9 protein-coding genes are annotated in these 11693 nt (G+C 63.9%); 4 read left to right on the forward strand and 5 right to left on the reverse strand.

Annotated features, from left to right (window positions below; genetic code table 11):
• The 4 genes from FV229_RS11705 to FV229_RS11720 form a co-directional block, all read right to left on the reverse strand.
• Nucleotides 1-406 (reverse strand): chemotaxis protein CheB (locus FV229_RS11705; RefSeq protein ID WP_281406711.1); only part of this gene is annotated, 406 nt, incomplete at its 3' end.
• 35 nt (nt 407-441) lie between these two features.
• Nucleotides 442-696, reverse strand: coding sequence for a hypothetical protein (locus FV229_RS11710; RefSeq protein WP_147752144.1), 255 nt, complete (start codon nt 694-696; stop codon nt 442-444).
• A gap of 30 nt (nt 697-726) precedes the next feature.
• The gene (locus FV229_RS11715) at nt 727-1053 is read right to left on the reverse strand and encodes a hypothetical protein (RefSeq protein ID WP_147752145.1); all 327 of its coding nucleotides are present in this window, start codon (nt 1051-1053) and stop codon (nt 727-729) included.
• 431 nt (nt 1054-1484) lie between these two features.
• Nucleotides 1485-2387 (reverse strand): LysR family transcriptional regulator, encoded by a 903-nt coding sequence (locus FV229_RS11720; protein ID WP_147752146.1) that lies wholly within the window; start codon nt 2385-2387, stop codon nt 1485-1487.
• A 45-nt stretch (nt 2388-2432) separates the two neighbouring features.
• On the opposite strand from FV229_RS11720, the gene dctA reads away from it, so the two are divergent.
• From dctA to FV229_RS11740, 4 genes are all read left to right on the forward strand, one after another.
• Nucleotides 2433-3872: a C4-dicarboxylate transporter DctA gene (gene dctA, locus FV229_RS11725; RefSeq protein ID WP_246688152.1), complete on the forward strand. Its 1440-nt coding sequence runs from the start codon at nt 2433-2435 to the stop codon at nt 3870-3872.
• Nucleotides 3873-3931: 59 nt separating this feature from the next.
• The gene (locus tag FV229_RS11730) at nt 3932-5095 is read left to right on the forward strand and encodes a mandelate racemase/muconate lactonizing enzyme family protein (RefSeq protein WP_147752147.1); all 1164 of its coding nucleotides are present in this window, start codon (nt 3932-3934) and stop codon (nt 5093-5095) included.
• A 439-nt stretch (nt 5096-5534) separates the two neighbouring features.
• On the forward strand, nt 5535-6143 hold the full coding sequence (locus FV229_RS11735) for a PAS domain-containing protein (protein ID WP_147752148.1): 609 nt from the start codon (nt 5535-5537) through the stop codon (nt 6141-6143).
• A gap of 764 nt (nt 6144-6907) precedes the next feature.
• Nucleotides 6908-8158 carry a site-specific integrase gene (locus FV229_RS11740; protein WP_246688153.1) on the forward strand — a complete coding sequence of 417 codons (1251 nt, stop codon included), beginning with the start codon at nt 6908-6910 and terminating at the stop codon, nt 8156-8158.
• Nucleotides 8159-8497: 339 nt separating this feature from the next.
• On the opposite strand, the gene FV229_RS11745 is transcribed toward FV229_RS11740, so the two are convergent.
• Nucleotides 8498-11656: an efflux RND transporter permease subunit gene (locus tag FV229_RS11745; RefSeq protein ID WP_147752150.1), complete on the reverse strand. Its 3159-nt coding sequence runs from the start codon at nt 11654-11656 to the stop codon at nt 8498-8500.
• Between the last annotated feature and the right edge of the window lie 37 nt (nt 11657-11693).

The raw sequence follows: 11693 nt of genomic DNA on the forward strand, positions 1-11693 counted from the left end.
CAAGGGCCAGGGCAGTCAGGAAGATGTCGACCGGTTTGGGCTCACGGACCGCCGGCCCGAGCGGCTTCAAAGTCAGCCGTCCGCCTGCGATGCCCATGACGGACCCGGCCGGCATGACGTAGACGTGGCCAAGTCGGACTGGCTCGCCGTCGACAGCAGCCTTGACCTCAAGCGGCGTAAAGCGGGCCAGCACGTCCGGGAGCAGGCTTTTGTGCTCTCGGCTGAGATGCGTGACGATGACGAAGGCAACCCCGAGCGCCTCCGGCACTCCACGGAAGAAGCCCTGCATCGCTTCGATGCCACCTGCGGACGCGCCGATGCCGACGATCGGGAAGTAGTCCTGGTTCATCACCGCGTTCTCAGCCTTCGGATCGATACTGCGACGTTCGTTGGGGCCCAGCATCATGCGTTCTCGCCCGATGTCGAGGACGTCCGCGCAGATCAACCGTCGTTCGTGGCTTCCTGCACGACGTAGGCGAGGCAACGGGCCCGGGCCTCAGGGCTCTTCAGCCGAACGAACAGACGCAGCAGCGCTACCACTTCGGGCAAATGATCCGAACTAGTCACGACGATTTCGGTGTCCGGCGTCTCAGCTGGGTCGGCCGTCAGAAAGGTTGTGATCGGAACCCCCAGCGACCGGGCGATGCGATCCAGCGGGCTGAGGTCGCCGTCCTGCCGATCGTCACCGTTCGCCATAGCTGTCCGCCGTTTCTTACGCCGCGTGGATCAATGCACGGCGATCCCGGCCGCCCGTGGTCCCATCGCGCCGGCGACACGACGCCCGACATGATGGAGGACGTGACCAAGAAGCAAGCGGGTCTGGATGTCGGGGTCGTCTTCTGAGGCCTCGTAGGCCTCGATGAGAGATGTCACCAATTGGTTCGACGGGCCTGGGTCATCGTCCTTGCGGCGTAGTGACGGCCCTGCAGCGGTCTGCTCGCGGGACCGCCGGACGAGATCGCGCGAGGCCTGGAGCGTCTGCCGCGTTTCTTCGGCCGCTGCGCGCAACTCACGAGCAACCTCAAGGCACCGATCTGTTCGTAGGCGGTCCATCAGGAGCGCTCCGGTTTCCGTCCCATGCACGCACGTAGGTAACTGCACGGCGAACGCGACGATCGTGCACACAATTCCTAGGTGTGGCAATCCGGAGATCTAGTTTGATGGCGATCGGGAACGTCGCCCGTCAACAGTTCCCGCAAGCCAGCTTTTTGCGGGTCGCGCATAGTAGTGATCCTATTCGGGCCCCGTAAGTGAGCGATTGCTCACCCAATGCCTACCGAAGGGCGGATGCGGGACCAGCAACGATGTCCGCATTCAAGCATTGCCGCCCAAAAGCAGATCAGCGGAAATCTACCCAACCTGGTCCAAGAGCGGACGGACCGGTGCCGATATAAGCTCCCCAATGAAGGTGATTAACGCGCTTCCCGGAAGCAGACGTTCACTAAAGCGACGGTAGTCGCTCTCCACAGGTATGCCAATATGAACTAATAGATCTGAGTTTCGCTCAGATAATCCCACAGCTCGTCGGCTGCGTGATTGCGGCACTCAAGCGATCGGAACAGCCTGATCTCGATGGGCACGTCAAATTGCTCGGGCCCTGCACGGACAAGGCTGCCACGAGCCTGATCGTCCGTCGCAACCGTCTGGGGCAGCCAGGCGGCGCCGTGCCCTTCGCGCGCCATGGTCGTCAACGTTGCGGCAAGGTGTGAGGTGAAGCGGGTCGCGAGGTGAATCGGCTCCCCGTTCTGGCAACTTGCTAGGATGCGCCCAAGGCCGGAGGCCTGACTATAGGCTAGGTGGGGAACTGGATCCGCGAGCGATCCCGGCAGCGACCACATTCCCGTGCCTGCTTCGGACGGGGCGCAAAGCGGGATGAGCAGGTCATCGCCAACACGCGCGCTCTCGAACCGGTCGGCCTCAAACCGGGTCGGGGCATCCTGGTGAAAATGACAGAGTAGAAAGTGCACCTCACCGGACAGCATGATCTGCTCGCAGGCTTCCATGCTGTCTGAGATGAGGTTGAGGGTGCCCAGAGGCCGGGATCGCATGACCTGGCGAACCCATCTTGGGAAGAACGTGAACGACAAGGCGTGGGTCGCCGCTATCGAGAGCGTCGCCGTATCCTGAGCGCCGACCGCCCGTGTGTCGCGCCGAGCACGCTCCAGGCTGCGCATCAACTCGTGGGCTGCCGGCTGAAAGTGAGCGCCGGCCGGCGTCAGCGTAGCGCCCTGCGCACCCCGAGCGAAAAGGGGCGTTCCGACCCAGTCCTCAAGCGCCCGGATGCGCCGACTGAAGGCCGGCTGCGTCACACTCCGGGCTTCGGCCGCGCGCGAGAACGTCTTCTGCTCGGCTAATGCGACAAAATCCTTCAGCCAGTCCAGGTCCATCCGCCAGTCCAGCCCGATGCCGTTCGCGCATAGCGCGAACCGAACATGGCATTGGCCGAGCGCGGGTGTCCAGGCGTACGGACAGCAGCAAGCCCCGCAAGAGGGCTCACTGATCAAGCTGCCGTAGAGGCAGCAGGTAGGAGGGAACAGGACATGAAGTCATGGCTTAGCCGGCTCTATGTTCAAGTCTTCATTGCAATAGTCACAGGCGGTTTTGTCGGCTATTTCCTGCCCGACATCGCCGTGACGCTGCAGCCCCTCGCAGACGGCTTTATCAAGCTGATCAAGATGCTGCTCGCACCAGTCATCTTCGGCACCATCGTCGTCGGCATCGCCAAAATGGGCAACATGAAGGAGGTCGGCCGCATCGGCGTACGGGCGCTGATCTACTTCGAGGTCGTCTCGACCCTTGCGCTCGTCATTGGCCTCATCGTCGTCAACGTGATGCAGCCCGGGGTCGGCATGAACATTGACGCCACGCACATCGATGGCAGCGCCATTGCCGCTTACGCCAAGCGGGCCGAGGCGCAGCCCGGCCTCGTCGGCTTCCTGATGGACATCATCCCCACGACCATCGTGGACGCCTTCGCCAAGGGCGCCATGCTCCAGATTATCCTGATCTCGCTGCTGCTCGGGCTTGCTCTGGTCCAGGCCGGCGAGCGCGGCAAGCCGGTGGTTGCCGTCATCGATAGCCTGCTCGACGCGCTGTTCCGCGTCGTCGCCATGGTGATGCGGCTCGCTCCCATCGGTGCCGGGGGCGGCGTCGCCTTCACCATCGGCAAGTACGGCTTCGGGACAGTCTGGTCGCTCGCCTACCTCATGCTCGGCGTCTACGCCACGTCGATCCTGTTCGTCATGCTCGTGCTCGGCTCCGTCTGCGCCTGGACCGGGTTCTCGCTTACTAAGGTCCTGAGCTACTTCAAGGACGAGATCCTGATCACCTTCGGGACCTGCTCCACTGAGGCCGTCATGCCGCGCATGATGGCCAAGCTGGAGCGGCTCGGCTGCGAGAAGTCGGTCGTCGGCCTCGTGCTGCCGACGGGCTACACCTTCAACGCGGATGGCACCTGCATCTACCTGACCATGGCGACGATCTTCGTTGCCCAAGCCACCAACACACCGCTCAGCATCGGCGACCAACTCGTCGTCCTCGGGGTGCTGCTCCTGACCTCAAAGGGATCGGCTGGTGTGGCCGGGGCTGGGTTCGTCACCCTCGCCGCGACCTTGTCGAGCATCCACACCGTCCCGGTCGCCGGCCTCGTGCTGCTGCTCGGAGTCGACCGTTTTATGAATGAGGCGCGGGCGGTCACGAACCTCATCGGCAACGCGGTGGCCACCATTGCCATCGCCAAGTGGGAGGGTGCCTTCGATCGCCAGAAGGCCGAGGCGGCCTATCGCGACCGTGCCGCCATCGCCGCCGCGGACGTCGTCCCTGAGACGGAAGCGAGGCACGTCCTGCAGATCCCGACAGTCGTGGTCCCGTAGAGCCACGGCCCTTCCTTCACGCACTTTCCAATCCGCCCGAAAATCCGAGGAGAGAAACCATGCGTATCGTCGACGTCTGCGAGGTCACCAAGCCGATCGCCTCGCCCATCCGCAACGCATACATCGACTTTTCGAAAATGACTGCCAGCCTTGTGGCCGTCGTCACCGACGTGGAGCGCGACGGCCGCCGGGTGGTGGGCTACGGCTTTAACTCCAACGGCCGCTACGGCCAGGGCGGCCTCATCCGCGAGCGCTTCAAGGACCGCATCTTAGAGGCCGATCCGAAGAGCGTGCTGAACGAGGCCGCCGACAATCTCGACCCGCACAAGCTCTGGGCGGCGATGATGACCAACGAGAAGCCTGGCGGTCACGGCGAACGCTCGGTGGCGGTTGGCACCCTCGACATGGCGATCTGGGACGCGACCGCCAAGATCGCCGGCAAGCCGCTGTTCCGGATGCTCGCCGAGCAGAAGGGCATAGAGGCTAACCCGCGCGTCTTCGTCTACGCGGCCGGCGGCTACTACTATCCGGGCAAGGAGGACACCCAGTTGCGCGCCGAGATGCGTAGCTACCTCGACCGGGGCTACACCGTCGTGAAGATGAAGATCGGCGGCGTCCCAATCGACGAGGACCAGCGTCGCATCGAGGCGGTGCTGAAGGAGATCGGCTCCCAGGCGCAGCTGGCCGTCGACGTGAACGGACGCTTCAACCTCGAGCAAGCCATCGCCTACGCTAAGATGCTGCGGCAATACCCGTTGTTCTGGTACGAGGAGATCGGCGACCCCCTCGACTACGCCCTGCAGGCGGCGATGTCAGAGTTCTATCCGGGCCCGATGGCCACCGGCGAGAACCTGTTCTCGCACCAGGACGCCCGCAACCTGCTGCGCTACGGCGGGATGCGGCCCGACCGTGATTGGCTGCAGTTCGACTGTGCGTTGTCCTACGGCCTCGTCGAGTACCTGCGCACCCTCGAAGTGTTGGAGCAGTTCGGCTGGTCGCCCAAGCGCTGCATCCCGCACGGCGGTCACCAGATGTCGCTTAACATCGCGGCAGGGCTCGGCCTCGGCGGCAACGAGAGCTATCCGGACCTGTTCCAACCCTATGGCGGCTTCCCCGATGGCGTGAGGGTTGAGGACGGGCACATCGTGATGCCCGAGCTTCCGGGCATCGGCTTCGAGGGCAAGTCCGACCTGATCAAGGTCATGCGCGAACTTGCGGAGTAAGCGCTGATCGTCGGCCGTGCGGGACTCGTATTATCCTGCACGGCATCCCCCTGTCGCTTGGCTGTGGCCATCCGCCGAATGGCTGCAGTCTCCGTCTCCCGCTCGAAAGCAGCCATTCCGCTCACCACCCCGAGCCGCCCCTCCGGTAGCGACCCAACCCAGCCGCCTGGATCGCCGATCGCGCTTCCCATGAGCGGCCATTCGTCGGCCGTCCGACAGCATCGGCTAGGGGTGGGCGTGTCTCGGAGCTTCCAGTTGTGGAACAGACCCGCTGCGTCCATCGTCGTTTATCGGCAGCTCGGCGGCTTCCAGGAGGGGCCTAGAGGCCGGCGACGATCAGCCATGACACCTCGTATCAGCAGCCAAGCTCGCGCGTTAATGTACAACAGCTTCGCTTTGCATTATCCACAGCCGTGACTGAACTGAGGCTTTTGAACAAATGCGAACTTCGGACGGCACAGGCGTCGATCCATGGCGCGATAAGTTGCAAGCCGCCCTTGAGGATGCAGATGCGATTGGTCGCTGGCAGGTCGATGCTCGCGAAAATCTTGTCACTGGCGACGCCATGATCGCATTCCTGTTCGGCTTCACCCCTAAGTCGGCCGACGAGGGCATCCCGTTTGAAACGTTCAACGGTGGCGTCCACCCGGAAGATCGCGCGCAAGTCATGGGGCAAATCTGGCGATGCGCGACAGACGGCGGTTGGTTTATCGCTGAGCACCGCGTTTGTTCGGCGGACGGTCAGACGCGCCGGATTCTGGCTCGCGGGAAATTCGACAAAGATAATACTGGCACCGTGGTGTCGGGCCGCGGCATTGTCGTAGACATTACACGCAGCGAGGAAGGCCATAGCCCTCTTATCAAAACGAGTAAGGATCAATTAGCTATGCCGCTGGAGCGAGCGACGGACTTCTTTTTAGCGGGGTTCAGGTCACTCCAGGAGGCTGATGAGCCGAAGGCCCTCGCCTTGGCAGAGACTCTGCTGTTAGAGCTCGGTCGCAGCCTAGCCCGGGCGGAAGTTCGCGCTCGTTCCGCACCATTGCATTGATTGGACGTCGTTGCGTCGAAGTCGCGGAGGCAAAACGGCCTCGGCTCAGTATCGACAACACATGGTGCTGTAACTCCGTCGCTTCGTTGTTCTTCTGAGGGCTACTTGAACTTACGCGCGAAGCGTCCGGTTCGATAAAGACGCAGGAGATGAATGACGACCGTGAGAGTGCGAAGCCGTTTTGCGTCGCAGGCGGAACGAATGTAGACATGACGTAGTTCACTGCTCGAAAGCAGACTGGCAAAAATCCAACCGACCCGGTCGTAGGGCTCTCTCCCATGTAGCGCCTAAAAGCGGACCTTCCGCCATCTACAATGGGTCGCCAACCGCCATCCGCTCTCTGACCACACAACTGTGACAGCAAAACACAGTGATAGCGCAATGATAGCGCAGCAGCATGCGAAGATAACTGATATCAATGACTTACCCGTGCTCGCGTCCAGATCATAATCCTCGTGTCGGGGGTTCGAGTCCCTCTCCCGCTACCATAGATTTCGCCTGCTAGGTCAAGCACTTAGCAGGCTTTTTCATGGCTCTTTGAGCTGCGGAAAAATGGCTTTATGCGTTAGCTCAGTGCTAGCGCAGTGCTGGAAAAAGCCCTTTCGGTTTAAGGCTTTGGTTCCTGTTGCAGGAGCACGCTAGCGCACTTCTAGCGCAGTCATCCGCACCGCAGTAACCAGACAGGGCGCATTTTGAGCACCCCAGGCAGCCCCCAAGCTGAGCGCTATCAGCTGTTCCAACGCTCGGGCAGCACCAAGTGGCAGATGCGGTTCAGCATCCGCGGGCAGGGGCAGATCAAGCGATCCCTGGACACCAGCGAGCGTGCTCAAGCCGAACGCAAAGCCGATGAAATTTGGTACGAGGCCACGTACCGGGCCAAGCAGGGCCTCAGCGCGAAGGTGCACACGTTCGAGGCGGTGGCCCAAGAATTCATCGAGCTGATCCACCGGGAAGTGGAGCGTGGGGAACGCCGAGCCGATCAGGGTCGCAGCGAGCCCAGCATGATTCGCCGTTTCTTCGTGGGCTATTTTGGCAGCCGCTCCGTCGACGGCATCACAGACACCGATCTGGAGCGCTACGCGGAATGGCGGCGCACCTATTGGACCGAAGGACCCGGCAAGCTCATCACGCACATCGAGTACGAGCGCGCGGGGCACCGCTTGCGCCGACCCGTTCGCCGGGCAGCACCATCGCTGAGCCGGCAGCGAGGGGAGGCCGTAGTGCTGCGAGCCCTGCTGCGGCAGGCCGTGAAATGGGGCTATCTCAAAACGCCTCCTGAGATCGCTATCAAGGTTCGGCGCAAACAGGACAACCGCCGACCCAGCTTCGAGCCCCATGAGTTCACCAAGCTGGTGGAGACCAGCCTGTGCCGGCTCACCGATCCCATCATGGATGGCAGCGGCGCTGAGGTTCGGAGCAGCGACAAACGCCGCTGGCAGATCAAGCGGCTAGACGATCACACCCGGCGAGATCGCACGGTGCTCCACGCGTACGTGATGATTGGCGCCTACTCGGGCTTACGCCCGACAGAAATGTACAACCTCACCTGGGGTGACGTCCTTGGCTATCGAGCGGGAAGAGGCGCGGGCATCGCGCAGCGAGACATCCGGCTCAAGGCTCGGGGCAAGGGCATGAGCGGCACGGCTATCCCACACACCGCAGCGATCCCGTGGTTCGACACCCTATGGATGCTGTTCGAGCGCGGCATGCAGCGCGAGCCCGTGGATGGCGATCCGGTGTTCGCCAGTGGCCAGGGCAAGCGAATCAGCTCGATTGCCAATGGCTTCACCGAGCTGCTTAAGGCGGCAGATCTGGAGCGCGATCACCGGGGCATCAAACGCACCCCGTACTCATTGCGGCATTTTTACATCACCCAGCAGCTCACGCATGGAGCTGAGGTCACGGACATCGCTCGCAACTGCCGCACTTCTCTGGCCATGATCGACAAGCACTACGGGCAAGTACGGCTCGAGCGGGTGGTCGACCGGCTGCGCCCGGACTGGACGCGTGCCTGACGTGGGTCCGTAGTTGACCCGTTGCGGACCTTCCGCCCCGCTTAGTCGAATGTCCGCTCGGGAGGTAAAGCGGCCCCGAAAGCGGCAGCCATGACATCAGGATGTTTTGGCCGCCGGAGCGACTATTCCATCTTAATGGCTGCTATCGGGCTCCAAGCGGGCATTCGCGTGGTTGCAACTGAAGGTCCGCTGATGGCGCAAAGCGGCGATGCTGAATGGCGTGGTTGGGTGGAAAGCAGTCTGACTACTCTAGAGCAACGCTGCGCCTGATCAGCCTGGCCAGGATGCAGCTACACGAGCGAGCCCCGCACGTAGAGATTTTCGCCTCGGATCGGCCGATCATTCTGCGGGTTGCGGCGTCCCGTCCGCTCGTTTGGTGGGCTCGGGTGAGGCCTCAGGCTTCCCCAGCAGGCGCTCGAAGGCGACGTAGAAGGTCGGCGTGACGAACAGGGTGATGAAGGTCGCCACCAGCAGGCCGCCGATCACCACCGTGCCCATCGAGACCCGGGCGTTGGCGCCCGCACCGCTGGCGATAGCGAGCGGCACCGAACCCATGATGAAGGCGAACGACGTCATCAGGATGGGGCGCATGCGCAGGCGCGCCGCGTCCTGGGCGGCCTTCAGCACGTCCTCGCCCTGCTTGCGCAAGTCTTCGGCGAAGGCGACGAGGAGGATTGAGTTCTTGGCCGCCAAGCCGACCAGGAGCAGGAGCCCGACCTGCCCGAAGATGTCGAGGGCGAGCCCGCGGATCGCCAGGAAGCCCACGGCGCCGAAGATTGCGATCGGCGTACCGAGCAGGATCACGAACGGCAGGCGCAATGATTCATACTGGCCGGCGAGCAGCAGAAAGATCATCAGCGTTCCGAGCCCGAAGATCAGCGGCGCGTAGCCGCCGGCGATCTTTTCCTGGTAGGCGACGTCGGTCCACTCTACCGCGTAGGTCGAGGGGAGCTTGGCCTCGGCGAGCGCCTCGATCGCCGCGATGGCGGTGCCCGAGCTGGCGCCGGCCGCCGTATCCACCGCGATCTCGATAGTTGGATAGGTGTTGTAGGACAGGACCGCGGTCGGCCCGGTGACGAAGTGGGTCTGGATCAGCGAGCCGACCCGGACCGGCTCGCCGCGGTTATTCAGAACGGTGAGTGCCTCGACGTCCTCGATCGTGCGGCGGCCCGAGGCCTCGCTCTGCACGTAGACCTGGTAGACGTAGCCGAACCTATTGAAGAGGTTGACGAAGCTCGAGCCGACATAGGTGCCGAGCGCGTCGAACAGGTTCTGCAGCGGCACGCCGAGCTGCTCGGCCTTGGCGCGGTCGATCTCCAGCCGCAACTGCGGGACGCCGTAGCTGGTGGTGGGGATGGCGCGACCGACGGAGGGCAGCTTTTCCATCTCGGCGATGAAGCGGTTGGCGGCCTGGGCGAGCTTGAGGCCGCCGGTGCCGCTGCGATCCTGAAGCTCCAGCGTCAGGCCGCTGCGCGACCCGAGGCCGGGCAGCGGCGACGGGTTCACCACGCGGACCTGCCCGTCGGGATCGTGCTTGAAGCGCTTCTGCACCGTGGCGATCACGTCGTCGACGCTCTGTGTGCGCTCGCCCCACGGCTTCAGCGTCGGGATCTGGAAGCCGTAGAACGGCGCGATCGCGTCGGCCAGGATGCTGCGCCCGGTGACGCCGATCGTGTGCTCGACGCTCGGGATCTCGCGGAGCGCGTCGCCGAGGCGATCGACCACCGCGTTGGTGCGGGCGACCGACGCGCCCTTGGGCAGGACTACGTCGGCGAAGAAGTAGCCCTGGTCCTCGTCCGGCACGAAGCCGGACGGACGCGCGACGGTCATCCAAACCGTGAGGGCGGCAAAGGCGAGGAAGGCGATGCCGACCAGGGCGACATGGCCGGTGAGCCACCCGATCGCTGCGACGAGGCGGCGGCTCGCGCCCTCCAGCATCCGGTTGAACCAACGCAAGGGCGCGCGCCAGCGGCTCTCGTCCGTCGCGTCCGCCGCGCGGTGCTTGAGGATCAGCCCGCACAGGGCCGGTGTGAGGGTCAGCGAGACCACCGCGGAGATCATCACCGAGATCGCGATGGTGAGCGCGAATTGGTTGTAGAGCTTGCCGGTCAGCCCGGGGATGAAGGCCACGGGCACGAACAGGGCGGCGAGCACCAGGGTCGTGGCGATCACCGGCCCGGCGACCTCCGTAACGGCCTCGCGGGAGGCCTCGCGCGGCGCCATACCCTCGTCCATCAGGCGCTCGGTGTTCTCGACGACGATGATAGCGTCGTCGACCACGAGCCCCACCGCCAACACCATGCCGAGCAGGCTCAGGGTGTTGAACGAGAAGCCGAGCAGGGCCATCGGCCCGAAGGTGCCGACCAGCGCCACGGGCACCGCGATGGCCGGGATGAGGGTCGCGCGCCAGTTCTGCAGGAACAGGTAGGTGACGATGACGACGAGCACGAGCGCCTCGAACAGGGTCCGCACCACCTCGAAGATCGCCTCCTTAACGAACTCGGTCCGGTCGAGCGCGATCTTGTACTTGAGCCCCGGCGGGAAGCGCTTGGCGAGGTCCTTCATGGTGGCGCGGGCGCCGTCCATGACCTGGACGGCGTTGGCGTCGGGGTTCTGATAGAGCCCGAGGGTCGCCGACGGAGCCCCGTCGAAGCTCGACCGGACGCCGTACTGCTCGGAGCCGAGCTCGACCCGGGCGACGTCGCGGATGCGCACCACCGAGCCGTCCGGGTTGGCCCGCAAGAGAATGTTGGCGAACTCCTCGGGCTGACGCAGGCGTCCCTGCGTGACCAGCTGCAGCTCGAAGGCGGTGGCTTGGTCGACGGGCGGCTTGCCGAGGGTGCCGGTGGTGATCTGCGCGTTCTGCTGGCTGATGGCGGTGGAGACCGCTCCCGGGCTGATGCCGAGCGCCTCCATCTTCAGCGGGTCGAGCCAGACCCGCATCGCGTAGCGCTTGTTCGAGAAGTTGACGATGCGCCCCATCCCCTGGACGCGTCGCAATGGCTTGATCACCTGCGTCTCGGCCCAGTTGGCGAGGAACAGCTCGTCGTAAGGCGCTCCATCCTCGGCATAGAGGACGATGTTGCCGAGCCGCTGACGCGAGCTCTTGGTGATCTCGAGCCCTTGCGCGTTGACCGAGGGTGGCAGCTTGGCCTCGGCCCGGTTGGCGCGGGTCAGCACCTCCGCGGCGGCTGCATCGAGGTTCGACCCGACCTCGAAGGTGGCGTCCATGCTGACGCTGCCGTCGGTGTTGCTGGTGGAGTTGATGTAGAGCAGGTTCTGCGCGCCGTTGATCTCCTGCTCGAGCGGGATGGCGATCGCCTCGTAGGCCTGCTCGGCGCTGGCGCCGGGATAGGTCGCCTGGATGTTGATGATCGGCGGTGCGATCTCGGGGAACTGCGCGATCGGAAGCGTCAGGCCGGCGACGGCGCCGATCAGCGTGATCAGCACGGAGATGACGCCGGCGAGCACCGGCCGATCGACGAAGCGGGCGAACATGCTGGATCGTGGCTTCCGGTCCTAGGACGCCATTGTG

The organism is Methylobacterium sp. WL120 (assembly GCF_008039465.1).
Lineage (GTDB): Bacteria > Pseudomonadota > Alphaproteobacteria > Rhizobiales > Beijerinckiaceae > Methylobacterium > Methylobacterium cerastii.